The organism is Microbacterium sp. ZW T5_56, from assembly GCF_044987425.1.
Classification (GTDB): Bacteria; Actinomycetota; Actinomycetes; order Actinomycetales; family Microbacteriaceae; genus Microbacterium.
Window position 1 is genome coordinate 12,337 of the sequence record NZ_JBJDRI010000027.1, and the last position, 23,593, is coordinate 35,929.

Sequence of the window (23,593 nt, forward strand, 5' to 3'; positions counted from 1 at the left end):
TCCGAATGTGGGCGAGAATCCGCGCAACGCGGCGATTGTCGCCCACAGATGGAAGTCTCGCGGGACAGGGGTTCGGGTACCTCAGACGGCGTAGCGGCGGAGGGCGCTGGCCAGGACGCTGAAGCCCTCGATCAGCTGACCCTCGTAGCCGCTGGGCGTTCCATCGGCCATCCGCCAGTCCACTCCCGATCCCAGCCCGCCGAAGGCGGTGTCGTCGGCGATGGTGGTGGCGAGCCCCTCCAGAACCCGGTCGGCGAGATCGGTCATCCCGACGCGGTCGAAGGCGTCCACCAGCACGCGGGCGCCGTGGTGGGAGTATCCACCCTGCTGGTAGCCGCCCATCGGAAGGCCGAAGATCACGCCGCCGATGTCCTCCTCCGGGATGCGCCAGAGGTTCAGCGGGATCCCATTACGGAAATCGGTGAGGCCGATCCCGGTCCAGGCATCGGCCAGCGCCGTGAGCACCTCCCGCGCCTGGTCGGGATCCAGCAGCTCGCCCGCGCATGCGGCACCGTTCACCACGGAGAATCCGTAGTCGTGCAGCTGACCGTCCTGTGACCGCCAGCCCGCGATCAACCCCGTCTCCGGATTGCGGAACTGCGGAAGGTACGAGGCGCGCAGCAAGGCCGCCGACGACGCGATACGACCCGCCAGCTCCGCCTCGCCGAGGCGCGCGAGCAGCGGCTCCCACAGCAGCCACATCTCGTGCACCACGGCGTTGGCCCACGCGTCTTTCCAGCCGAAGGAGATGACGTCAGCCCAGGCGGTGCTCCACTGGTGCTGTCCGGAAATGCCCAGACGGAGGGTGGATTCCACCAGACCATCACCGTCGACGTCGCGGGCCAGCATCGCCTCCAGTTCGCGGACGAGCGGCGCGCGGTTCGTCTCGAACCACGCATCGCCATCGGGGGAGGATCGGACGAACCGCGCGGCTGCGGCGAGCGTGTTGGCCGCCATCTGCACGTACTCGTCCTCCAGACGATGCGGGCCGTGTGAGGTCGCGCCGCTGCCGTAGCTCGGGGCGCCGTCGAGCCACCGCTGCAGCGAATCGCCGACCCACGCCATCGGCGTGATCCCGTCCGCATCGCGCAAGTGTTCGGCGATGGCCGACACGTCCGCTAACGAGGTGGTGCAGTGCATCGACGCGCCGTTGTTGGAGTACGTGGTGGTGTCGGGACGGAACGACAGCGCGGTGAGCGTGTGGCGATGCACCATCCGCGCGACCGCGGGTGACGCGTCATCGGACAGCGTGGACAAGCGCGGGGCGCCGATGCGCAAGTCGAGCTCAGCGGTGTGGGTTCCTGCCGCCAGCACGTAGTCGCCGAACGTCGTGGGCGTCTCGCCGAGCTTGAGCTCCAGCGTGTTGGTATCCAGGGGACGCACCGAATCACTCCGCCACAGCGCCTCGTCGGATGCGCGGATGCTGAGCGTGCCGTAGCGCGGAAAATGCCAGGTCAGCGGGCCGGAGATCAAACCAGTCTCGCCGTGGAAAGTCGGTGCACCCAGCACTTCCGACGGCGTGACGCGATTGTCCGTGGCCACGTGCCAAGCGGAGCTCGTCCACGCGCGGCGCTCGCGGTCCGATTGTCGTGTCGCCCGCAGTCGAATCCCATCACGTTCCACCGTGAACGCCAGCGTGTAGCGCTGGTCGGCGGTGTCGCTGACGATGTCGTAGGTGACCGTGTTGCCGATCACCGTGGTGGTGCCGCGGTAGTCCGAGCGCAGGAAGCCGAGCGGCATCGTGCCGTCGATCGCGGTGAAGCGCGGCCCCTGCCCCAGATACTCGGCGTTCTGGTCGCGCAGCACCGGATAGACGCCGGACGGATACACGCCACTGCGCACGATATCCATGGAGCGCGGCAGCTGCAGCAGGTTGCGATCGGTGCGGCCCTGCCCGTCCTCGTCGAGACCGAGGTGGGACCACGCGGGAGAGATCAGCCGGAAGCCGACCGACAGGAACGGCGTGCGGAACCGGACCTCGGTCTGCGACACCGTGGCGCTGACGTCGTCGGGCAGCTCGCTGACCTCGATGCCCGCGACCTCGAGGCGACCCTCCGGCGCGGGCTCCCAGGTGGGATCGACCGTCCCTTCCACCGTGATTCCGGTGGTGACGAGGTTCCACCCCGGCCACCACTCGTCGGTGGCGGCCCGACGCGCCTGCGCGACCAGCGCGGTGGTGGTGAGGCCGTCCAGTTCCAGAGTGGCGCCGTGCGCCAGGATCGTGTCGGCATCGCCCGCGATACGTCCCACCTCCCGCCAGGCGTCGCCGTCCGGCGCATACAGGCGCAGGTCCAGCACGGCGTCGCGCTCCTGCCCGCTGGCGCACTTGTGATACCCCGGGGCGGCACCCACGCGGACGCGGTGGAGGGTGGCCGGCCGATCCGTGAAGAGGGCGCGACTGTGGAGGATGCGCCGGGCGGGCGCACCGTGCTCCTCGGGTTCGGGAGCTGTCCACAGGGATCGGGTATGCAGGCGCACCGGGGAGGCGGGTTCGAGTTCCCACGACGGTGTCGCCAACGGGTGGACGAAGAGATTGGCGATCACGACGGAGGCCTTTCCAGAGCGTTGACGGCCCGAATCTAACGCACTCCGGGGAGGAACGGAAGGATCGTTTTGGGAATCCGTTGACCGGAGCGGATGTGCTGTCCTATAGTTCAGACAAGAAGTTGCGAAATCGATTGTGCAACTGGCTTTCGAATCGCCCCCCGTCCCGCCGAACTAGACGATCCGCTACCCGAGGACTTGTCAGTTCGGGCTCAACGAAGAGAAACGGAAACAATCGTGGTGACACAGCGAGGCCGTAAAGGCCTGATCCTGGCGGCCGGTGCGGCCGTCCTGTCCCTGGCGCTCTCCGCTTGCGGCGCGTCCTCAGACCCCGCTCCCGCGGGCAGCGGCGGCGGCGAGTCGCCGGCGGCTCAGGAACCCGTCGAACTGCGCATGTCGTGGTGGGGCTCAGACGCTCGTCATGAGAAGACGAACGCCGCCCTCGACCTGTTCGAGGAGAAGAACCCCGGCATCACCGTGGTCCGCGACTTCGGCGGATTCGACGGCTACCTCGACAAGATCACGACCCAGTACACCGGTGGCAACTCGCCCGATGTGATCCAGTTCTACAACGAGGTGCTGCGCGAGTTCGCCTCCCGCGGCCAGACCCTGGACCTCAACGACGCCGTCTCCGAGGGCAACCTCTCGCTGGACGGCTGGCCCAAGGATCTGCTGGAGACCAACACGATCGACGGCGCCCTCAGCGCGCTGACCTTCGGCCTCAGCACGCACGCCTTCATCTTCGACGAGACCAAGTCCGCCGAGTACGGCGTCGCGGTGCCGAAGGAGGACTACACGTGGGATGACCTGAAGACCTATGCCACGGCGATCTCGGCGGCCTCGGGCGGCACGGTCTACGGAGTCACCGACCTCTCCCACAGCTACCAGGTGTTCGAGGTGTACGCGAAGCAGAACGGCGAGGAGTTCCTCACCGCCGACGGCATCGGATTCACCAAGGACACCCTGGTGGACTACTGGAACTACTGGAGCGACATGCGCGAGGCGAAGGCCGCCACGCCGCCGGACGTCACGAGCGAGTACCCGTCGCCCTACGACGCGGTGGTGCAGGGCACGGCGACCTCCACGTTCCTGTTCGCCAACCAGTACGCCGGCGTCGTCGGCACGGCCCCGAACCCGCTCGCGCTGATGCGCATGCCGGGCGAGGGCGACACCCCCGGTCAGTACCTCCGCGCCGCGATGAACCTCATCATCTCGAGCCAGTCCAAGCACCCCGCCGAGGCGGCCAAGCTGGTGAACTTCCTGCTCAACGACCCGGAGGCCAACGCTATCCTCGGCATCGATCGCGGTGTGCCGGCCAACGCTGACGTGGTGAAGGACGCGACCGCGGATGTCGACGAGGCGAACGCGAAGGCGATCGCACTGATCGAGAGCGTCCGGGAGAACGGCGCTGCAGCACCCGTGCCCGCCCCCACCGGCTCCGGCACCGTCAACACGATGTTCGCGGAGTTCGCGCAGCAGGTGCAGTTCGGCAAGCTCTCCGCGAGTGACGCGGCCGACCAGTTCCTCGCGCAGGCCAAGAGCGAACTGGGCTGATCCGACATGGCTCTCTCTGCTGACCGGCTGACGGCCGACGATCTGCCGTCGCAGGGTGACGAGCCGCACGTGGTGCGGGGGACGCAGCGCCCCCGCACCACGCGGGGACCGCGTCGCCGCGGCGGACTACGCGCCGCGCGCCTGAACGAGCGGATCGCTCCCTACCTGTTCCTGCTGCCGTGGCTCATCGGGTTCTTCGTGATCACCCTCGGGCCCATGCTGTACTCGCTCTACCTCTCGTTCACGAACTTCAGCATGCTCGCGCCGCCGCAGTGGGTGGGCGTGGACAACTACGTGAAGCTGTTCACGAACGACCCGAAGTACCTGGAATCTGTCAAGGTCACCCTGGTCTACGTCTTCGTCTCGGTGCCGCTGCAGCTGGCCTTCGCGCTGCTGCTGGCGATGATCCTCAACCGGGGCCTGCGCGGCCTCGCGGTGTATCGCTCGATCTACTACTTGCCCTCGCTCATCGGCGCGAGCGTCGCCATCGCGGTGCTGTGGCGGCAGATGTTCGGTCACAACGGACTGATCAACCAGATTCTCGGTATCTTCGGCATCGACGGACAGAGCTGGGTGGGATCCCCGGAGACCGCGCTCGGCACTCTGATCATCCTCAACGTCTGGACCTTCGGCTCTCCGATGGTGATCTTCCTCGCCGCGCTGCGTCAGATCCCCAACGAGCTGTACGAGGCGGGCGCGGTGGATGGCGTGGGCACCTGGCAGCGCTTCCGGTACATCACGTTGCCGATGCTGACCCCCGTGGTGCTGTTCAACCTGATCCTGCAGCTGATCGGCGCGTTCCAGGCCTTCACCCCGGCTTTCGTGATCTCGGGCGGCACGGGCGGGCCGGTCAACTCGACCCTGTTCTACACGCTCTACCTCTATCAGCGCGGTTTCACCGGCTTCCAGATGGGTTACGCCAGCGCCATGGCCTGGGTGCTCTTCGTGGGCATCGCCGCCGTGACGGCCGTGAACTTCTGGGCCTCGAAGTACTGGGTGCACTATGACGACTGAGATCACCACCGACTACACGCGCGACGTCGCCGACGGCTTCCGACGCAACCGACGCGGGCGCAACGCGCTGCGTCACCTGCTGCTCATCGGGGTCGGCTTCGTGATGCTGTACCCGCTGATCTGGATGCTGGGCGCCTCGTTCAAGGATGGCGCGCACATCTTCACGGAGATCTCCCCGCTGCCGAACCCGGTGGAGCTGGAGAACTACGAGCGGGGCTGGCGCGGATCGGGCATCGGCTTCGGAACCTACTTCCTGAACTCGACCATCGTCGCGGTGCTGTCCGTGGTGGGCAACCTGTTCGCCTGCACGCTGGCCGGCTACGCGTTCGCCCGCCTGAACTTCAAGCTGCGTGCGTTCTTCTTCGCCTGCATGATGGGGACGCTCATGCTGCCGCATCACGTGCTGATGGTGCCGCAGTACATCCTGTTCGCCAACCTCGGCTGGGTGAACACGTTCCTCCCGCTGATCACGCCGAAGTTCCTCGCGGTCGATGCGTTCTTCGTCTTCCTCATGGTGCAATTCCTGCGCGGCCTGCCGCGCGAGCTCGACGAAGCCGCGAAGATCGACGGCGCGGGCCCGTGGAAGACGTTCTGGTACATCGTGCTGCCGCTCACGATCCCCGCGCTCGCCACCACCGCCATCTTCACGTTCATCTGGACCTGGAACGACTTCCTGACCCCGATGATCTACCTGCAGGATCCGCGCACCTACACAGTCCCGCTCGGACTCAACGCCTTCCTGGACGCCAACGGCGACAATGCCTGGGGGCCGATGTTCGCGATGGCCGTCCTCTCGCTCGGTCCGCTGTTCGGCTTCTTCCTGGCCGGCCAGAAGTACCTCACCACCGGAATCGCCACTACAGGTCTGAAGGGATGACCACACTGATGAAGAGAGCACGGATCGCCGTTGTCGGCGCCGGCGGAATCGGCGCCGCAGCTCACCTCCCCGCCGTCACCGCACTGGCAGACGAGGCCGAGCTGGTCGCGATCGTCGACCTCGACCCGGCGCGTCTGGCCGATGCGGTGCAGACCTTCGGTCCCACCCGCGGTTACGCGGACCTCGGCGAGATGCTCGCCGCGGAGCGACCCGACATCACCGTGATCGCCACCCCGCCGCACCTGCATGAGCCGCTCAGCATCCAGGCGATGGAGGCCGGGTCGTGGGTGTTCTGCGAGAAGCCGCTCACGGGCTCGCTCGCCTCGGCGGATCGCATCCGCGAGGCCGAGCAGCGCACCGGACAGTGGTGTGTGACGGTGTCGCAGTTCCGCTACTCGGGAGGTTCGCGCCAGGTGCGCGATGCCCTCGCCGCGGGAACCTGGGGTCGTCCGCTTCTCGGTGTCGCGCACACCAGTTGGTACCGGGGTCCGGATTACTGGGACGCCGCCTGGCGCGGGAAGTTCCGCACCGAGTTCGCCGGGGCCACCACCAGCCAGGCGCACCACGCGATCGATCTGCTGCTCTGGCTGATGGACTCGCCGTGGGAGCAGGTGGCCGCCTACGCGGACACGCTCTCGCGTCCGATCGAGGTGGAGGACGCCAGCGTCGCCTCCGTCCGCTTCCGCTCCGGCGCGCTCGCCACCATGCTCTCCACGGTGCTGAGTCACAACCAGGAGACGCGCCTGCAGGTGATGGCCGAGGACGCCACGGTGGACCTGCACACGCTGTACATGCCGCTGCTCGACGAGTGGTCGGTGCGTCGCACGGATGCGGACGGCACCCGTGTGGTGGAGGACTGGGCGGAGCCGGAGGAGCCGGTGCAGGCGCACCGCGCGCAGCTGGCGAACATCCTCGCGCACTGGCGGGAAGGACGACAGCCCGAGCTCACCTGCGCCGAGGCGCGAGAGACGCTCGAGTTCCTCACGGCGCTGTACAAGTCCTCCGCCGTGGGCGCTCCGGTGACCCGGGGCGAGATCGCCGCGGGAGACCCGTTCTACGAGGCGCTGGACGCTGCCGGACCCGCGCGGGCGGAGGCGAAACATGCCCTCCGTTGAGCCGTCCGAGGTCCACATCCAGCACTCGCCGGACGGCGTGGACGTCAGTATCGGCGGCGACCGGATCGCGCACTATGCGCTCACCTCCGACGTGAGTCGCGTGGACCTGCCAAAGCCGCACTTCCATCCGCTGCGCACCCGCGGCGGCGCGGAGATCACCGGATTCGCACCGGAGGATCATCCCTGGCACCACGGGTTGCAGTTCGCGTTCCCGCGGGTTGATGGTCACAACCTGTGGGGCGGCGGGACCTTCCACGACCTCGAGCGCGGGTACACGGTGATCGACGATCACGGGTCCATGTCGCACGAAGGCTGGGACGATGCGGCCGAGCTCGCGGAACGCGTCCGTTGGCGCGGGCGCGATGGCGAGGAGCTCATCGACGAACGGCGCCAGTGGACGATCGTCCCCCTGAGCGTCGACGGCACCGATGGCTACTCGCTGGAGCTGGACACTGAGTTGCGCAGTCTCACCGGCGCCGACGTGGCGCTGTCCACGCCGGCCGGTCGGGGCCGACCCGACGGTGGCTATGGCGGTCTGTTCCTGCGTCTCGGGGAGAACTTCGCCGCAGAGGGTCTGTTCGGGGAGGGCGGCGAGATCACCGCCTCCGGCGCGGAGTCCCGCACGCTCGTGGTACACGGGCGCACGGGTGACGGCGCTGCGGTCACTCTCGGGCTGTCGTTCCGGGATCCTTCCGCCCCCGGAGTGCAGGCGTGGCTCTACCGCTTCGACCCGTTCTCCGCGATCGGGTGGGCCAGCGCCTACAACGAGGATCTGGTGCTCCCCGCCGACACCCCCCTGCACTTCCGGCACCGCCTCCTGGTGCTGGACGGGCACGTCGACCCCGCGGCAGTGCGCGCCGCGCTGTAACGTGCCCCCGCGGTGCGGGGTCGGGCCGACCCGAGCGGCAACGCCGGCCCGCCCCCGCGCCGCGGCCCCTTCCGCTGTTGCTGAGTGCCCTTCGTCTCGCTGGCGCTCGCTCAGGAACCGCGATGGGAAACGAAAGGCGCCTCAGTCCGCGACAGGTGCCGTGGAGCCCCGCTCGTGGAGCACGGGGCGGGGCTGAGCCACCACGACGTCCTCCAGTGCCGTGCCGCCGAGGTGATCCAGGAGCATGCGCGCGGCGATGCCACCCGCGGCGTGCATCGGCATCGCGACAGCGCTGATCGCGGGGGTGGTGTACTCGGCCACCCACGCGTCCTGCACGCAGATCAGCGACAGCTCGACGGGAACCGTCACGCCGCCCGCCAGCGCAGCCGAAAGCGCGCCGACAGCCGCGTTCGTGCTCGCTGCCACGACAGCGGTCGGGCGCTCGTCGGCTGCCAACAGCCGTCGCATCGCCGCGGCACCCTGCGGGGCCTCCCAGCCACCCGGCTGTATCCATTCCGAGCGCGTGCGCATGCCGAGTGCCGCGATCGAGGCGGTGAATCCCTCGAGACGACGCGCTGCGGCATCGTGCTGGTCGGCGCCGGCGATGAAGCCGACATCACGATGGCCCAGCGACGCCAGGTGCTCCAGCGCGATGGCCACAGCCCGGTGATCGTCCAGCGCCACAGAGCCGATGTGCCCGTCCAGGCGGGAGTTGAACAGCACCACGGGGATCGAGAGCTCGATGAGCTGGCCGAGGCTGTCGTCGCTGACGCCCTCGGCGCGCTGCAGGATCACGCCGTCCACGCGTCCGTTTCCCACCAGGGAGGCGAGCCCGTTGCGGCCGCCGCTCTGGGCGTTGAGCTGACCGAGCAGCACGGCCGACCCCTGAGCCTGGCAGGTCTCCTGCACACCCGCATAGAGGCTGGCGAAGATGGCGTTGTTGACTTCCGGCACCACGAGCCCCACAGCACCGGAGCGGGACAGCCGCAGGGCGCGGGCACGATGATCGGGCACGTAGTTGAGGCGAGCGGCGGCTTCCAGCACGCGCTTGCGCGTCTCCGCATTCACCCGGGCGTCAACATCGGCGTTGAGCACCCGTGAGGCTACTGACGGTGAGACCCCCGCCGCCGCGGCCACGTCCTTGAGCCGGGTCATGGATCCCAGGTTAGCGCGCTGAACCAAGGGAACTCCCGGCGGCCGTCATGGCTGTGCGAACGCGCGAGGCGGGGACCTCGCGCAGAGGGACGTCGTCGTGCAATGAGATCGTCGCCGCAAATGCGGCGGCCGCTCCGTACTCGAAGCACTGCGCCGTGACGCGCGCGGACGCGAGCGCCTCGTGGTCAGCGCCCAGGCACCGGCCCGCGACGATCACGTTCTCGATGGCCGCCGGCAGCAGCGATCCCAGGGGCACGTCGTACCAGTCATCGTGCAGCCAGTGCAGGCGGGGTCGTGCTCCGTCGTGCAGCTCGATCGGCCACGGCGAGCGCACGATTCCGTCGTCGCGCTTGCGCAGCTCCACCACGTCCGCGGCGGTGAGGTCGGTGACCGAGGCGATGCTGCGAGTCTGGCGGATTCCGGCCTCCACGCCCGTGTCCACGACGTGCGCATCCGCACACCCCGCGATCTCCTCCGCGAAGAAGCGCGCATAGGCGCGCACCTGACGACGACCGGCTACCTCGGCGATCGTGAAATCCTCCGGATCGATGACGTTGAGCACTCGTCCATCGGGTGCCGACAACCGGGTGGCATTGACCATCAGTTCACCGGCACGGGGCGTTCGGAAGACCCAGATCTTCTCGCGCGGGAGGTCCGCTCCCGCGTCCCGCTGGTCCCGGAGGCGCTCCGTCACCCAGGGCGGGCAGATCGTGTCCTCGCCGAAGGCTTCCCAGAAGCGATCCGTATCGACCCCGCCCAGCCGGAAGAACATGGTGGGGTTCTGGATGCGGCCGGCGTCGCCGAAGCGGTAGTCGCCGCCCATCAACGCCACCACGGCGGCGTCCCCCGATGCGTCGATGATGCGGCCGGCGTGCACTGCCACTTCGCCGGCGGCGGAGGTGACCACGACGCCCTCGCAGCGATCACCGTCAGCGATCGCGCGGGTGACGGCGGCATGGAACATCACGCGGACACCGGCGGACGCCAGCAGATCGTCGGCCGTCTCCCGCCAGCGCAGCGGATCGTGCGCCACCGTGAAGGTGCGGCCGTATCGCTGCGGCGCGGTGAGACCGCCACGGTGATCCAGCTCCCGCCGGAAGCGTTCGGTGAATCCGTGGACCACCTGGACCGGACCCTGTGTCTCGTCTTCGCTCGCGAGGTAGAGGCCGCAGATGGTGCCCGACATCCCCGCGACAGCCGCGCCGCCGGCGAATCCGTAGCGCTCCACGACCATCACTGAAGCCCCCGCTTCGGCAGCGGTGACCGCGGCGGCGACGCCGGCGGGTCCGGCACCGACCACCAGCACATCGACGTGGGCGAGAACGGGCAGCGTGTGGTCTGGGCTCAGCGGTTGGGGAAGGTGCCACCGATCCAGCAGCGGCGAAGTGTGCGGCGGCAACACGCGATCACCGACCGATCCACACCGCGGGACGCTTCTCCACGAAGGCTCGCACGCCCTCCCGGCCGTCGGGGGAGCCGAACAGCGCGAGCAGTCCCTCGCGCTCGATCCGATATCCCGCTTCTGCGTCGTATGCGGCCGTGATCGCGTGCTTGGCCGCCGCGAGAGCCGCCGAGGGTCCGGCAGCCAGCGATTCCGCCACCGTGGCGACGGTCCGCTCGAGCTCATCGGCATCCGCGACAAGCCGCGCGATCAGTCCCGCCTCGTGCAGCTCCGCGGCCATTAACGTGTCGCCGAGCAGAATCACGCGCTTCGCCCGAGCCGGGCCGAGCTGAGCTGTGAGGCGCTGCGTGCCACCCCACCCGGGGATTAGCCCGAGCTTCAGCTCCGGCAGCCCGAATCGCGCGCCCTCGGCCGCGATCACGATGTCCGCGGCGAGCACCAGCTCGAAGCCGCCGCCCAGCGCCGTGCCGCCCACACCGGCCACCACGACGAGGTCGGTGCGCGTCAGACGCTCGCAGAGTCCGCGGGCACGATCGGTGAACACTCGGAGCGCCACCGGATCCTCCGCTGCGTCGCGGTAGCCGGCGATGTCGGCACCGGCGCAGAACATCGGACCGTCCGCCGTGATGACCAGAACTGCGGCGCCGGCGGCTTCGGCATCGTCGACGGCCGCGTGCAGCGCGTCGATCATGCCGGCCGTCAGCGCGTTTCTCTTGTCGGGCCGATGCAGGATCACGTGGTGCACGCGACCGGATGTGCGGGTGACGATCTCACTCACGATGCGACTCCCTGTTCGTAGTGCTTGTCGATGGTCTCCGCGCTGTACCCCAGCTCGCCGAGGATCTCGCGTGTGTGCGCGCCGAGCTCCGGCGGGATTGATCGCACGCCGGGGCGCACTCCGCCGTAGCGCACGGGGTGGCGCAGCACCCGCACGGCCCCCGCGCTCGGGTCGTCGAACTCGTCGAAGGACTCGTTGTGCGCCACCTGCGGATCCGCGATCACCTCGGCATAGCCGTTCACCGGCGCGAACCACATCCGCGCGGCCGTGAATCGCTCGGTCCATTCCGCGGTGGTGCGGGTCGTCATGTGATCGGCCACGCGGGTGTTGATGTCGTCACGGGCCTCGTATGCCGCGCCGCGGTCGGTGAGGAAGTCGTCGTCCTCGAACACGGACGCCAGCAGCTGGGCGGAGGTGAGCGAGATGCAGAGGTGCCCGTCCGCGGTGCGGAAGACGCCGTAGGGGGCCGTGTAGTAGATCGAGGAGACCCCGGCACGGGAGCGCTCACCGCTCAGCCCGTTCAGCGCGTACGTCAGCGGCTCGATCTGCAGATCCAGCGCGGCGTTGAGGAGGTTGCTCTCCACGCGGGTACCGCGACCGGTGCGGGCGCGACCGTGCAGCGCGGCCAGGATCCCGAACGCGCCGAGCACGCCGGCGTGCTGGTCCACGATGCTGGCGCCCACCGGCGTCGGCGGCGCGTCAGCCCCACCGGTGGCGGCGGCGAGTCCGGACAGCGCCTGGATCAGCACGTCCTGACCCGGGCGGTCCACATACGGACCATCCGATCCGTAGCCGGAGAGCGAGGCGTAGACGATCCCGGGGTTGTAGGAGGCGACCTCGTCGTAGCCGAACCCCAGCCGATCCAGCGTGCCGGGTCGGAAGCTCTCGATGAGCACGTCCGCGTCGGCCAGCAGGTCGCGCACGATCCCGTGTGCATCCGGGTGCTTGAGATCCAACGCCATGCTGCGGATGTTGCGGTTGCCGAGCGCGAAGAACGGGCTGTAGCCGTTCAAGAACCGATCCGGCGCACTCCAGGATCGCTCGAAGGCGCCCGTGTGAGGCTCGATCTTGATGACGTCCGCGCCGAGATCCGCCAGCAGCTGCGTGGCGGACGGGCCCTGCAGGAAGTGGGTGAAGCTCACCACGCGGATGCCGTCGAGCATCCGTGGATTCTCAGAAGATCCCATTGCGCACCTCGAACTTGCTCGGCTTGCCATAAGCGGGCTTGCCGGAGCCCACCCAGTCGGCCACCCAGCGCAGCATCGGCTCCAGCGTCACGACCGGGTTTCCCAGCATGTCGGCGGCGGCGTCGCAGTTCACGAACAGCGCGTTGTCCGACTCGCTGCCCTCGAACACCGGCTCCACGCCGAACAGCTCACCGAAGCGGGTGGCCACGTGTCGCACGCTGATGCACTCGGGGCCACCGATGTTGATCGGAGTGGCCGGCGTCTCCACATGACGCAGCAGCCGGGCGAAGTGATTGATCGCATCCCCCTGCCACTGGATGTTGACGTTCCCCGTGGCGAGCGGGACGACCGAACCGCTGCGCACCCAGTTCGCGATCTCCTGCAGCACCCCGTAGCGCATGTCGATCGCGTACACGAAGCGCACCAGACGACCCGGGGTGTCGTGCAGGCCGCTGAAGTATTGGAACGTGCGCTCGCGGCCCACAACGGAGTTGGCGTACTCGCCGGGGCGGGCCAGCGGCGGGGTGGCCTCGGTCACGCCGCCGCGGCGCGGGTCCGACCACGGGTACACGTGGATCGTGGACAGCGCGACGATGCGGGAGTCGCGGAACGTGTCGGCAACGATCGCGGGGGCGAGGGTGTTCATGGCCCACAGGAAGTCCTCGCGGCCGCGGTAGTCGAACTTCAGACCCGCCATGTAGATGATGTTGCGGATGCGGGGGAGCGCCGCCACCGCATCGCGATCAAGCAGGTCGCAGACGATCGTCTCCACGCCGTGCGAGCGCAACCGCTCCTCACCACCCTCCTCGGAGAATCGCGAGACGCCGATCACGCGCTTGTCGGGCGCCGCCCGCTTGATCATGCGCGCCAGCGAGAACCCCATCTTCCCGGCGACACCCAGAATCATGATGTCGCCGTCCAGCGCCGCGAGGTCGGCCACGGTCTCCGCCGTCGGCAGCGACATGAAGTCCTCGAGGTGCTCGACGTTGCGGAACGCCTCGGGCAGTGAATCGCGGGTCAGCAGGGGCGTCGTGGGTGATGTCATTGCGATCCTCCAGGGGTGTCCAGCCAGCGGGAAATGTGGGCCGCGACGAAGTCGTCGTCGGCGAGATCGGGGTGTTCGCGCCAGACGCGGTCGATGGCGTCGAGCTGTCCGGGAGAGAGCGTCTCGTCGGGGTCCAGACACCATGTGCCCTCGACGAAGCCCTGGCGGCGCAGCACCTCCAGGCAACCCGGGATGCAGCCAGCGAAGTCGTGCTGCGCGTCGTAGATCGCAGCGTTCGCATCGGTCACGCGCGAGTCCAGCGCCAGCAGATCCGGGGGCACCGCGCCGGCGCGAACCGCACGTCGTATGGTGTCGAACTGGGCGACGGCGGCGTGCGTCCACACGCTCCAGTGCCCGAGGAGTCCGCCGGCCACGCGCACCCGCACCAGCTCGCCGTCGTGCGCGACGTCGAACGGTGCGAGCAGATCGAGGACGATGTGGTCGTCGTTGCCGGTGTAGAGCGTGATCCGCTCCTCGGCACCCGCGGCGACGACGGCGCGCACGATGTCCAGGGTGCGATAGCGGTTGAAGGGTGCCATCTTGATGGCCACGACCGACGGGATCGCGGCGAAGCGGCGCCAGAAGTCGTAGGAGAGATGGAAGCCGCCCACCTCGGGAAGCAGTGCGAAGCCGATGACAGGTGCCACCTCCGCCACCGCGGCGCAGTGCGCGAGGATGTCGTCCTCGTTCGCGTCCCGCCAGGCGGCCACGTTCAGAAGGACGGCGTGGTAGCCGTGCGACAGTGCCAGCTCGGACTCCGCGATGGCCTGCGCGGTGTCGCCGATCACACCGGCGACCAGCACGGGCTCGCGATCCGCGTGCTCACGAGCGGCCTCGGCGGAGATACGCAGCACGTCGGGGAACAGACCGGCGGCGCGAATGCCGAACTGGGTAGTGTGCACACCGACGGCGAGGCCATCGGCACCCGCGTCGAGGTAGTAGCGGCTGATCGCGCGCTGGCGGCGCTCGTCGAGTCGGCGGTCGGCGTCGAGCGCGAGGGGATGCGCGGGAATCACCCCGCCTCGGGCGAGCAGACGACGGGCTGTGGCGACGCGCTCCTCATGCAATCGATTGCTCATGGGGCTCCAGGGGGTGACGACGATCGGGTGGGAAAGGTCAGTCGATGCCGAGGGTGGCGGTCTCGACCGTGAGGGCGGGAAGCGAGTCGGGGTGCGGCAGGGGGACGAGGCCGAACGGGGCGGCCAGTGCGGTGCGCGTTGATATCGCGCCGTCCGTGACGACGAGTCGCACGCGTCCGTCCTGGCGCGCATAGAGGTCGGGGTGCGCGGCGGCGAGGCGCTCTTCGAGGTCGTCGCCGAGATCGGCCTGCCGACCGAAGTAGTGATGCCCGTTGCGCTCGATGTGGGTGAGGCCGAGCGTCGCCGCAACCGCGATGTCCTGCGGAACGGTGATCGGCCCGAGCGTGGCCAGATCCTCCGCGGTGAGGATGGTGGGGCGCGTGCGGCCGCGTTCGGCGATGAGCGCTGCGTTCGCCGCGCCGCGGAACACGCCCTTGCACCCCTTGTAGGTGCCGCCGGCGTAGCCGAGGTCCATCGCCGCGCGCACCGTGTCGACGGCATCGTCGGACTCGTCGATGATCACGCGAGTGCCGTGCGGCAGAGCTCGAAGAGCATCGCCGACCGAGGGGTCGAGGGCCACCGCGCGGGCGAAGGGCTGCTCGATGGCGATCAGCCCGCTCTCGAACCAGTCGCGCAGCTCCGGGTCGGTGGTGAGCGTCTCCCACCACTCGGTGAGGTCGTCCGCGCGGGTCATCGACTCGTTTCCGTCGATCGTGAAGCGCGCATCGATCCCCTCCTCGCGGGTGAGAGCTCGAATGCGGCGCAAGCGGTCCGTGTCCTCGGCGGCGTCTGCGCGGGTCTTGATCTTGAGATGCGTGAGCCCGTAGCGCCGGATCGATGACACCAGACTCACCGGCAGGGCGTCGGGCGAGGGGTCGGCTTCGGCGTCGGTGAGCGGATCTCCGAGGCCGACGGTGTGCCGCACGTGCAGGCGGTCGACCTGCTGCGGCGAGAACACGGTGCCTCGCAGTTCATCGTGGATGGCTGCGGCATCGAAACCCAGCAGACCCGAGCCGAGCGCGGTGGCGAACGGTGTCTCTTCGAGTCGGCAGACGGCATCGATCACCGCGCGCTCGACGAGTGCTGTGCCCAGTCCGCTGAGCAGTCCGGGGATGTTGTGCGCGCGACCCCACTCGGCCTGCGCCTCATCGAGCTGGCGCCACAGGTCGAAGGCGCTCGCGGCGCGCAGCCCGACGGCGGTGGTTGCCGCATTGTCGATGACCGCGACCATGTCGCGCAGGTCATCGCGGAAGGCGGAGTGCGGATCCTTGGTGAACCACTTGGGCGGAAGCTGTTCCGCAGCGAAGCCCAGCGTCGAGCGACGCCCCTCCGCCACGCGCACCTCGATCACCGCGTGCGGCGCGCGAGTCATCTCGGCGATGCCGTACCGGAACGGGATGCGCGTGTCGGTATGCGCGACCCGCGCCGTGACTTCGGTGATCTCGTACACATCAACTCCATTGCTGATCGCTGTGACTCTATCGAAGCACAATCGATTGTTCAAGCGTTGTGTGCAACTCCCCCTCCCGCGAGACTTCCGTCTGTGGGTGACAATCGCCGCGTTGCGCGGATTCTCGCCCACAGACGGAAGTCTCACGGGTCATGGTTTCGGGAATCTCACGCGGCGTGGCGGCGGAGGGGTCTGGCCGGGTGCCCGATGCGCGTAGGGCGGGACCGGGTCAGTGCATGCGGGTGAGGGTCTCGGCGACGCGTGAGGTGCGCAGCACGTGCGCATGCACCTCCGGGGCCAGTGTGCGCAGGCACGCGAGCATCGCCTGGTGCGTCGCCGGGACATCGAGCGTGCCGGACAGCAGCGGCTCGTGATGCGCGATGCGGTTGCGCAGATTGTTGATCGCGGCGATATCGCGATCGATCAGACGACGGGAGGTGCGCTGCGGATACGCGCGGTGCAGGTAGGGGACCCACACCGTCTTCTCCATCGCGGCGGTGGTCAGCTGGCGCCAGAAGCCGAACGACAGCTCTGCGATCACCTTCCCGGGAGTCGCCCGCGCGTAGCCGCAGCGGGCGATCGCCTCGTCCACGCTCTTGCGATTCACCTCGTTGACGTCCGTTCCCCGCTTGATGCCGTTGACCTCTCGCGTCCGCCAGATCGGCGTGACCGCCGGCGAATCGGGATGCAGCAGCCAGTGCGTGGAGTGCGGCCAGGATTGCATGATCGCCGCGTCGTAGGCGTTGCGCAGCGCCACCTCGAAGTGGGAGATGTCATGCATGAGCACCTGCGAGAGCTCAGCGTTCCACTCATACAGCCGCAGCGCCTCGCCGCGATCGCCGGAGCATTCATCGATGTAGCGCTGGAAGCGGGCTCCGCTCAGCCAGGAGTCGATCCAGAGGTCGGACATGCAGCAATCGTCGCGCACCAGCGCCGGTGTCCGAGGCCGCCTGTGGACAGAGCAAAGCCCCGGCGACTTGGTCGAGATCCAGCGGTCCACACGGGGCTTACACGGTCATCGTAGACCACCGCGCGTGCTCGACCCCGGTATCCACAGATCGATTCGACCCCGACGGCTTGCCGACCGCGTAGCGTGGAAACATGGCGACCAAGGACCTGACTCTCTCCGACTTCGAGTCGACGGTGAATGACAACGACATCGTGCTCGTGGACTTCTGGGCATCGTGGTGCGGTCCGTGCCGCATGTTCGCGCCCATCTACGACAAAGCCTCCCAGGCCCACCCCGACGTGGTCTTCGGCAAGGTCGACACGGAGGCCGAGCAGCAGCTCGCCGCCGGGTTCCAGATCACGTCGATCCCGACTCTCATGGCCTTCCGTGACAACATCCTCGTCTTCGCCCAGCCCGGCGCGCTCCCCGAGCCCGCGCTGGAGCAGGTCATCACCGCGGTGAAGGGCCTCGACATGGACGACGTCCGCCGCCAGATCGCCGAGCAGGAGGCCGGCGCCGCCGATGGCGCCCAGGTCTGATCTCGGTTGAGAGCTGGAAAACGCCGCGCGGGTTGCTTCCTGCGCGGCGTTTTCCATCTCCGACAACGTGACTGACGTCCGTCGCACGTCTCGCTGAGCTCGCGCAGCCCCCGGGGCGTCATGCGGCGTCATCCTCCGGCGTCGCGGCCCGCGCGGCGGCGGGGGTTCCTAGGCTGGGAACATGACTGAGACGATCACTGTGGGCCCGCTCATCCTCGGCGGCAATGTCTTCGGGTGGAGCGCTGACCGCGACACCTCCTTCCGCATCCTGGATGCTTTCGTGGACGCCGGCGGCACCACGATCGACACCGCTGACGTGTACAGCGCGTGGATCCCGGGCAACTCGGGTGGCGAGTCGGAGACGATCATCGGAGAGTGGCTGGCTGCGCGACCGGGTGTGCGTGAGCGCGTGCAGATCGGAACCAAGGTGTTCTCGCTGGCGTCCCGTCCCGGCCTGTCGGCCGCCAACATCGCGGCAGCCCTCGAGGACTCGCTGCGTCGGCTGCAGACCGACCACATCGACATCTACTTCGCGCACCGGGACGACCCGAACGTGGAGCAGGCGGAGGCCTTCGGAGCCTTCGACGCGGCCGTGCGTGCCGGCAAAGTTCGCACTGTCGGAATCTCGAACTTCGAGCCGGCGCGTATTCGCTCCGCGGCGGCCGTCATCGCCGAGAACTCGCTCACGCCGATCTCCTTCGCCCAGGATCAGTACAACCTGGTCGAGCGCGATGCTGAGGCCGAGCTGATCCCGACGCTGCTGGAGCTGGGCATCGGCGAGGTGCCCTACTTCGCCCTCGCCGCCGGCTTCCTCACGGGCAAGTTCCGCCCCGGGGCTGATGTCGACACAGCGCGTTCGAACTCCGCGCGCTACCTCGACGACCCCCGCAACCTCGCCCTGCTCGAGGTGCTGGACGGCATCGCCGCAGCACACGACGTGCCGGTGACCGCGGTGAGCCTGGCCTGGCTGCGTTCGCGTCCGTCGGTGGCTGCGCCCATTGCGTCCGCGCGCACGCCCGAGCAGCTTCCGGCGCTGGTGGCATCGTTCGACCTGGAGCTCACCGACACCGAGCTCGACGCCCTCACGGCGGCATCGGCTCGCTGACGCGAGGCACCGCGGCACGAGGCGTCCGCCCACGACGCGTCTGCTGACACGACACAGTCCCATCCCCGAGGCTCGGACTCGGGGATGGGCCTGTTCGCGCCGAGACCCATGAGTGCGATGTCGCTCGTGTCTGCGCTGCGTCGCGATGGATGTCAGGCGCGGGTCCAGGCGAACGGGTCGTCCTGGCTGGCCTGGTATTCGAGTCCGATGTAGCCGGCGTAGCCGCCGGCCCGGGCGTCGGCGATCCACTGCGCGAGCGGCAGGTCACCGGTGCCGGGCTCGCCGCGGCCGGGGGCATCGGCGATCTGGATGTGACCGAAGTCGGCCGCGTGGTCCGCGATCACGGCGGCAACGTCGTCGCCGTTGACGGCGAGGTGGTAGAAGTCGGCGAGCAGCTTCACGTTGTCGATGCCGTGCTCGTCCTTCAGCCGCTGGATCACGGCGAGTGCGTCCGCGGCGGTCGTGAGCGGGTAAGCGGGCGCGCCGCTCAGCGGCTCCAGCAGCACGATGCCGCCGATACGACCCACGGCGCGCGCAGCGATCGCGAGGTTCTCGACGGCGAGGTGATCCTGAGCGTGAGCGTCGGCGCCTTCGATGCGGTTGCCGTACAGCGCGTTGAAGGCGCGGGTGCCGAGCCGCTCGCCGATGCCGACGACAACGTCGACGTTGGCGCGGAACTCGTCCTCGCGGCCGATCCACGACACCAGTCCGCGGTCGCCCGCGGGCATGTCTCCGGCGAAGAAGTTCAGGCCGGTCAGCTGTACACGCGCGTCCTGGATGGCGGTGACGAAGGCGTCGATCTCATCCTCGGCGGGAACGGCGACCGGGAAAGGCCACCAGAACTCCACCGCGTCGAAGCCGGCAGCCTTCGCAGCGGCCGGGCGCTCGAGGATCGGCAGTTCGGTCAGGAGGATGGAGGCGTTGACGGTGTAGCTCATGAATCGCCCTTGATTTCAGATCGTGGAATCGAGATATCCCTGACGACAAGAGTACGCATGCGGCATCCGCGAACTCGGGCTGGTAGGCGCCATACCGCCCCCACGTCCGGCACGGCGCGCTCCGCTGTCGCCTACCCTGGGGAGGTGTCCGAACCCGATAAGACTCCGACCGCTCCCGAGAACGCGGCATCCGTACCGCCTGTGACCACCGCGCCTGGCGCGCCGTCTCCGCAAGGGCTCCGGGAGCGCGAGCTGCGCACCCGGCTGCGGACAGCCACGATCGTGAACGTGATCCTCGGGGTCATCTCTCTGGGCCTGCTGATCGCCGTGATTCTGCTGGCGCTGCGTCCCACCGCCGTTGCGGCGGCACCTGAGTCGACCGCGACGTCGACCCCCACGCCGACCAGCACTCCCTCCGGGGACTCCGCCGTGCCGCTCGCGGAGCAGGTCGCTCGTCGCACCGCGGATGACCCCATGGCGTTCGGTGACATCGACGCTCCGATCACCATCGTGGAGTGGGTGGACTACCGCTGCCCGTTCTGCGCCAAGTACACCAACGAGACGATGCCCGCCATCATCGCCGACTACGTGGACACCGGTGCCGTGCGCTACGAGGTGCACGACGTCTCTTTCTTCGGCGAGGAGTCGACCGCTGCGGCCGTCGCTGCCCGCGCGGCCGCGGCCCAGGGGCGTTTCGGCGAGTTCCTGCGGGTGCTCTATGCGGCCGCCCCCGCTTCGGGTCACCCGGACATGCCGCGCGAGACGCTCGTCGGCTTCGCGCAGGAAGCCGGCGTGCCGGATATCGCCGCCTTCACCGCCGCGCTCGATGACCCCTCGCTGGCTGCCGAGGTCACCGCTGACACGGCGCGCGCCCAGCAGATGGGGGTGACCAGTGTGCCGTTCTTCGTCATCGGCGACGAGGTCCTCTCGGGCGCCCTTCCGGAGGCGGAGTTCCGCAAGGTCATCGACGCGCAGAGCCCATAACCCGACTTCGTATCCCATTCCGACGATTCGTATCCCATTCCGGTCACGTTTCGATCACCATCCGCAACTCACCTCTGTGATATGGGAATCCGTTCCACTAGGTTGGGGACCACAATCCCCAAAGGTGCACGACACGAGTGCACCCGAAAGAACGGTAAGTAATGAGCACGACAGGCACCGTCAAGTGGTTCAACTCGGAGAAGGGCTTCGGCTTCATCTCCCCCGACGAGGGTGGCGCTGACGTGTTCGCACACTACTCGGCCATCGAGAGCAACGGCTACCGCAGCCTTGAGGACAACCAGCGCGTCGAGTTCGACGTCGCCCAGGGCCCCAAGGGTCTGCAGGCGGAGAACATCCGCCCCATCTGAATCTCGGATTCGCTCCGAAGCTCAGAACTGATGCGCTCGCCCGAACTGGGCGAGCGCATCAGCGTCTTCCGCGTGTCGGACGGCACGCCGCGCCGCATCGAGCGCGGCGACCACGTCGTCGGCGTTGCGCGCGCGAGCGAGCTCGTCGCGGGCTGATGCGAGCCTGATCCGCGCCTCCGAGGAGTTCCCGGCCGCCACCGACTGCTCGGCGCGGCCGATCAGCATGCGGGCCGTGGCCAGCGTTCCCGGGAGGGCGTTCTTCGCGCCGTCGAGTCGTGCTCGTGCCGTGCGCGCGTCGCCGACGGCCAGATCGAGGCGGTCCCGCACACGCGTGATTCCGGCGATCACCGCGCTGGGTTCCGCCGACGCACGCGGCTCCAGCGCATCGACTGCGGCGCTCGCCTTCTCCGCCGCCTCGCCCAGTCGCGCCGCCGCAACGGGCGGCACCTCTCGCTGCAGGGCGACGACGCGGCGGATGTCCGCGCGCACCGAGGCGATCTCGGCGGGAGCGGCGATCGCGGCGGCGCGGGTCTGCTCATACGCCTGATCGGCCGACTGCATCGCCCGTTCTGCTTCTCGCAGAGCGCGCTCGGCGTCGGTGAGCCGTTCGAGAATCGGCTGGGTGGGGTCGGAGCGCATCTTCTCTGCCGCGGCCAGCGCCTGATGAGCGACGTCCAGGCGCTCGCGCGCGGTGCGCAACGGCTCGGTGGTGTTCTTCGCCTCGTCGTCAGCGAATCGATCGGCCAGTTCCTGCTCGCGCACACCCGGTGTGCCGAGCTGGTCGGTGACCTCGGCGATACGGCGGCGCAGTGCCGCGATCTGTCGCGGCGCATCGGCGTTGCGTCGGAGCCACGCGGCGTGCTGACCGCGCGCCTCCTCCAGCTCAGCCGCGGCGCGATCGGCCTCGACGCGCAGTCGGTCGGATCGCTGTCGCAGCACGGGAACCGCCGGCGGCGCATCGGCGAGCGCGCGGTGGCGGGCGAAACCGTCATCGCGCACCTGAACGGCACGCAGTCGAGCGCGGGCGAGTGCAGCTGGTTCCTTGCCGCCGTACACGGCGCCGGCCAGACCCAGCTCGATGTCCGCTTCGGAGATCGCGTCGTCGAGACGCACCAGAGCGCCGCCGGCGCTCTCTCGCGCGTTTTCAGCCGCGAGCTGTGCAGAGGGGCGACGCCGGACGCGTCGCACGATCCACGTGATGGCAGCGATCGCCACCGCCGTGCCCCCGAAGATGATCAGCGACGGATAGATCGCCTCCCACATGTCATTCCCCCAACAGCAGTGCACGCAACTCGTGCGCATCGTGTGCGACGGCGATCGCGCCGTCTGACTCGGCCGGCTCGCTGAAGCCCCAGGACACGAAGATCACCGGCACGCCGGTCTCGGCGCCGCCGTCGACGTCGTGGTGGCGATCGCCGACGAGCACCGGGCGCGAGGTATCCGCGCCCTGCGCCTCCAGGCGCACCAGGGCCTCACGGATCACGTCCGTCTTGCTCGCGCGCGTGCGCTCGTCCGGAGATGATCCCACCGTGGCGGTGAGGTGTCCGTCCAGAGCGAAGTGGTCCATGAGCGCCACCACCTGCGGCTCGGGCTTGGAGCTGGCGGTGGACTGCGGGATCCCGGCGGCGGCGATCTCGGCCATCAGCTCCGCGACGCCGTCGTAGAGACGAACGCCCGTGGCATAGCCGTCGCGCTTGTTCAGCGTCCGGTAGTAGGTCACGGCGCCGGTGGCCTCTTCCGAGGTCATGCCGAGGCGATCCTGGAACGACTGGTACATCGGCGGGCCGATCCAGTGGATGAGGTCGTCGTACGTGGGCGGCACGTGGCCGAAGTGCTCGTGGGCTTCGGTCAGGCGCCGCAGGATTCCCTCGGACGCGTCCACGACGGTGCCATCCACATCCCAGAGCACGCAAGACCAGTTCGCCACGTCCCCAGCGTACCGGCGTTCATCGCGTGCACACGGCGTCCACGAGCGGCCACACCCTCCGTTGCGCGGGAACGGCGCCGCAGCCGGAGCCGTTCCCGCGATGACGGGGTCAGCGCTGGGCTGCGGCGAAGCGCCGGGTCACGTCGTCCCAGTTCACGATGTTCCAGAACGCCTTCACGTAGTCGGCGCGGACGTTCGCGTAGTCGAGGTAGTACGCGTGCTCCCACACGTCCAGCTGCAGCAGCGGTGTGACACCGAGCGGAACGTTGCCCTGCTGGTCGAAGAGCTGGAAGATGACAGGGCGCTTGCCGAGGTCATCCCAGGCGAGGACGGCCCATCCGGAGCCCTGCACACCGAGCGCGGTGGCCGTGAAGTGGTCGCGGAAGCGCTCGATCGAGCCGAAGTGCGAACCGAGAGCCTCGGCGAGATCGCCCTCGGGGTCGCCGCCACCGTTCGGGGAGAGGTTCTCCCAGAACACGCTGTGGTTGAGGTGCCCGCCGAGGTTGAACGCGAGATCCTTCTCGAGCTTGTTGACGTTGGCGAAGTTGCCGGACTCCCGCGCCTCGGCGAGCTGTTCGAGCGCGGTGTTCGCGCCGGTCACGTAGGCCTGGTGGTGCTTGGAGTGGTGCAGCTCCATGATCCGCGCGGAGATGTGCGGGGCCAGGGCGCTGTAGTCGTAGGGGAGGTCGGGGAGGGTGTAGACGGACATGTCGAT

22 protein-coding genes are annotated in these 23,593 nt (G+C 68.7%); 9 read left to right on the plus strand and 13 right to left on the minus strand.

What is annotated here, in order from left to right; all coding sequences use genetic code 11:
• Positions 1-81: 81 nt before the first annotated feature.
• Positions 82-2,544 (minus strand): hypothetical protein, encoded by a 2,463-nt coding sequence (locus tag ACI3KU_RS13280; protein WP_404922781.1) that lies wholly within the window; start codon positions 2,542-2,544, stop codon positions 82-84.
• Positions 2,545-2,781: 237 nt separating this feature from the next.
• Here ACI3KU_RS13280 and ACI3KU_RS13285 point away from each other — a divergent pair, with 237 nt between their 5' ends.
• Genes ACI3KU_RS13285 through ACI3KU_RS13305 form a run of 5 tightly spaced genes read left to right on the plus strand, consistent with a single transcriptional unit; the run spans position 2,782 to position 7,972 of the window.
• Positions 2,782-4,098, plus strand: coding sequence for an ABC transporter substrate-binding protein (locus ACI3KU_RS13285; protein WP_404922782.1), 1,317 nt, complete (start codon positions 2,782-2,784; stop codon positions 4,096-4,098).
• A gap of 6 nt (positions 4,099-4,104) precedes the next feature.
• Complete coding sequence (locus tag ACI3KU_RS13290; RefSeq protein WP_404922783.1) at positions 4,105-5,112, plus strand: carbohydrate ABC transporter permease; 1,008 nt, start codon at positions 4,105-4,107, stop codon at positions 5,110-5,112.
• Positions 5,102-5,989: a carbohydrate ABC transporter permease gene (locus tag ACI3KU_RS13295; protein ID WP_404922784.1), complete on the plus strand. Its 888-nt coding sequence runs from the start codon at positions 5,102-5,104 to the stop codon at positions 5,987-5,989. Before ACI3KU_RS13290 ends, ACI3KU_RS13295 begins: the two co-directional genes overlap by 11 nt.
• A gap of 8 nt (positions 5,990-5,997) precedes the next feature.
• Positions 5,998-7,104 carry a Gfo/Idh/MocA family protein gene (locus ACI3KU_RS13300; protein ID WP_404922785.1) on the plus strand — a complete coding sequence of 369 codons (1,107 nt, stop codon included), beginning with the start codon at positions 5,998-6,000 and terminating at the stop codon, positions 7,102-7,104.
• Positions 7,091-7,972 carry a PmoA family protein gene (locus ACI3KU_RS13305; protein WP_404922787.1) on the plus strand — a complete coding sequence of 294 codons (882 nt, stop codon included), beginning with the start codon at positions 7,091-7,093 and terminating at the stop codon, positions 7,970-7,972. Before ACI3KU_RS13300 ends, ACI3KU_RS13305 begins: the two co-directional genes overlap by 14 nt.
• Before the next feature lie 141 nt (positions 7,973-8,113).
• Here ACI3KU_RS13305 and ACI3KU_RS13310 read toward each other — a convergent pair whose 3' ends face one another.
• From ACI3KU_RS13310 to ACI3KU_RS13345, 8 genes are all read right to left on the minus strand, one after another.
• Positions 8,114-9,127: a LacI family DNA-binding transcriptional regulator gene (locus ACI3KU_RS13310; protein WP_404922788.1), complete on the minus strand. Its 1,014-nt coding sequence runs from the start codon at positions 9,125-9,127 to the stop codon at positions 8,114-8,116.
• A 10-nt stretch (positions 9,128-9,137) separates the two neighbouring features.
• Entirely contained in the window at positions 9,138-10,529 is a 1,392-nt protein-coding gene (locus tag ACI3KU_RS13315) for an FAD-dependent oxidoreductase (protein WP_404922789.1), read from the minus strand.
• Positions 10,530-10,533: 4 nt separating this feature from the next.
• The gene (locus ACI3KU_RS13320) at positions 10,534-11,307 is read right to left on the minus strand and encodes an enoyl-CoA hydratase/isomerase family protein (RefSeq protein ID WP_404922790.1); all 774 of its coding nucleotides are present in this window, start codon (positions 11,305-11,307) and stop codon (positions 10,534-10,536) included.
• Complete coding sequence (locus ACI3KU_RS13325; RefSeq protein WP_404922791.1) at positions 11,304-12,470, minus strand: CaiB/BaiF CoA transferase family protein; 1,167 nt, start codon at positions 12,468-12,470, stop codon at positions 11,304-11,306. The genes ACI3KU_RS13320 and ACI3KU_RS13325 overlap by 4 nt, the downstream gene beginning before the upstream one ends.
• A gap of 10 nt (positions 12,471-12,480) precedes the next feature.
• Positions 12,481-13,539, minus strand: a complete 1,059-nt coding sequence (locus ACI3KU_RS13330) for an NAD-dependent epimerase/dehydratase family protein (RefSeq protein ID WP_404922792.1) — start codon at positions 13,537-13,539, stop codon at positions 12,481-12,483.
• Complete coding sequence (locus ACI3KU_RS13335; protein ID WP_404922793.1) at positions 13,536-14,618, minus strand: dihydrodipicolinate synthase family protein; 1,083 nt, start codon at positions 14,616-14,618, stop codon at positions 13,536-13,538. The genes ACI3KU_RS13330 and ACI3KU_RS13335 overlap by 4 nt, the downstream gene beginning before the upstream one ends.
• A gap of 37 nt (positions 14,619-14,655) precedes the next feature.
• Positions 14,656-16,068 carry a hypothetical protein gene (locus tag ACI3KU_RS13340; protein WP_404922794.1) on the minus strand — a complete coding sequence of 471 codons (1,413 nt, stop codon included), beginning with the start codon at positions 16,066-16,068 and terminating at the stop codon, positions 14,656-14,658.
• A gap of 229 nt (positions 16,069-16,297) precedes the next feature.
• Entirely contained in the window at positions 16,298-16,978 is a 681-nt protein-coding gene (locus ACI3KU_RS13345; RefSeq protein WP_404922795.1) for an Abi family protein, read from the minus strand.
• A gap of 191 nt (positions 16,979-17,169) precedes the next feature.
• On the opposite strand from ACI3KU_RS13345, the gene trxA reads away from it, so the two are divergent.
• Both trxA and ACI3KU_RS13355 read left to right on the plus strand, forming a co-directional pair.
• Positions 17,170-17,556 carry a thioredoxin gene (gene trxA / locus ACI3KU_RS13350; RefSeq protein WP_404922796.1) on the plus strand — a complete coding sequence of 129 codons (387 nt, stop codon included), beginning with the start codon at positions 17,170-17,172 and terminating at the stop codon, positions 17,554-17,556.
• A gap of 181 nt (positions 17,557-17,737) precedes the next feature.
• Complete coding sequence (locus ACI3KU_RS13355; protein ID WP_404922797.1) at positions 17,738-18,661, plus strand: aldo/keto reductase; 924 nt, start codon at positions 17,738-17,740, stop codon at positions 18,659-18,661.
• Positions 18,662-18,813: 152 nt separating this feature from the next.
• On the opposite strand, the gene ACI3KU_RS13360 is transcribed toward ACI3KU_RS13355, so the two are convergent.
• Complete coding sequence (locus tag ACI3KU_RS13360; RefSeq protein WP_404922798.1) at positions 18,814-19,599, minus strand: hydroxypyruvate isomerase family protein; 786 nt, start codon at positions 19,597-19,599, stop codon at positions 18,814-18,816.
• A gap of 144 nt (positions 19,600-19,743) precedes the next feature.
• Between ACI3KU_RS13360 and ACI3KU_RS13365 the strand changes: the two genes are divergently transcribed.
• Both ACI3KU_RS13365 and ACI3KU_RS13370 read left to right on the plus strand, forming a co-directional pair.
• On the plus strand, positions 19,744-20,583 hold the full coding sequence (locus tag ACI3KU_RS13365) for a DsbA family protein (protein ID WP_404922799.1): 840 nt from the start codon (positions 19,744-19,746) through the stop codon (positions 20,581-20,583).
• A gap of 161 nt (positions 20,584-20,744) precedes the next feature.
• Positions 20,745-20,951 carry a cold-shock protein gene (locus tag ACI3KU_RS13370; RefSeq protein ID WP_404922800.1) on the plus strand — a complete coding sequence of 69 codons (207 nt, stop codon included), beginning with the start codon at positions 20,745-20,747 and terminating at the stop codon, positions 20,949-20,951.
• Between the two features lie 21 nt (positions 20,952-20,972).
• Here ACI3KU_RS13370 and ACI3KU_RS13375 read toward each other — a convergent pair whose 3' ends face one another.
• The 3 genes from ACI3KU_RS13375 to ACI3KU_RS13385 all read right to left on the minus strand — a co-directional run bounded on the left by ACI3KU_RS13375 (position 20,973) and on the right by ACI3KU_RS13385 (position 23,587).
• Entirely contained in the window at positions 20,973-22,214 is a 1,242-nt protein-coding gene (locus ACI3KU_RS13375) for a hypothetical protein (protein WP_404922801.1), read from the minus strand.
• A 1-nt stretch (position 22,215) separates the two neighbouring features.
• On the minus strand, positions 22,216-22,878 hold the full coding sequence (locus ACI3KU_RS13380) for an HAD hydrolase-like protein (RefSeq protein ID WP_404922802.1): 663 nt from the start codon (positions 22,876-22,878) through the stop codon (positions 22,216-22,218).
• Positions 22,879-22,987: 109 nt separating this feature from the next.
• Positions 22,988-23,587, minus strand: a complete 600-nt coding sequence (locus ACI3KU_RS13385) for a superoxide dismutase (RefSeq protein WP_404922803.1) — start codon at positions 23,585-23,587, stop codon at positions 22,988-22,990.
• Positions 23,588-23,593 lie beyond the last annotated feature (6 nt).

Coding starts and splice junctions, on each gene's coding strand:
- trxA (WP_404922796.1), top strand. CDS start 17,170: ATGGCGACCAAGGACCTGACTCTCTCCGACTTCGAGTCGACGGTGAAT.
- ACI3KU_RS13290 (WP_404922783.1), top strand. CDS start 4,105: ATGGCTCTCTCTGCTGACCGGCTGACGGCCGACGATCTGCCGTCGCAG.
- ACI3KU_RS13330 (WP_404922792.1), bottom strand. CDS start 13,539: ATGACATCACCCACGACGCCCCTGCTGACCCGCGATTCACTGCCCGAG.
- ACI3KU_RS13370 (WP_404922800.1), top strand. CDS start 20,745: ATGAGCACGACAGGCACCGTCAAGTGGTTCAACTCGGAGAAGGGCTTC.
- ACI3KU_RS13325 (WP_404922791.1), bottom strand. CDS start 12,470: ATGCTCGACGGCATCCGCGTGGTGAGCTTCACCCACTTCCTGCAGGGC.
- ACI3KU_RS13375 (WP_404922801.1), bottom strand. CDS start 22,214: ATGTGGGAGGCGATCTATCCGTCGCTGATCATCTTCGGGGGCACGGCG.
- ACI3KU_RS13345 (WP_404922795.1), bottom strand. CDS start 16,978: ATGTCCGACCTCTGGATCGACTCCTGGCTGAGCGGAGCCCGCTTCCAG.
- ACI3KU_RS13305 (WP_404922787.1), top strand. CDS start 7,091: ATGCCCTCCGTTGAGCCGTCCGAGGTCCACATCCAGCACTCGCCGGAC.
- ACI3KU_RS13300 (WP_404922785.1), top strand. CDS start 5,998: ATGAAGAGAGCACGGATCGCCGTTGTCGGCGCCGGCGGAATCGGCGCC.
- ACI3KU_RS13335 (WP_404922793.1), bottom strand. CDS start 14,618: ATGAGCAATCGATTGCATGAGGAGCGCGTCGCCACAGCCCGTCGTCTG.
- ACI3KU_RS13310 (WP_404922788.1), bottom strand. CDS start 9,127: ATGACCCGGCTCAAGGACGTGGCCGCGGCGGCGGGGGTCTCACCGTCA.
- ACI3KU_RS13355 (WP_404922797.1), top strand. CDS start 17,738: ATGACTGAGACGATCACTGTGGGCCCGCTCATCCTCGGCGGCAATGTC.
- ACI3KU_RS13385 (WP_404922803.1), bottom strand. CDS start 23,587: ATGTCCGTCTACACCCTCCCCGACCTCCCCTACGACTACAGCGCCCTG.
- ACI3KU_RS13360 (WP_404922798.1), bottom strand. CDS start 19,599: ATGAGCTACACCGTCAACGCCTCCATCCTCCTGACCGAACTGCCGATC.
- ACI3KU_RS13295 (WP_404922784.1), top strand. CDS start 5,102: ATGACGACTGAGATCACCACCGACTACACGCGCGACGTCGCCGACGGC.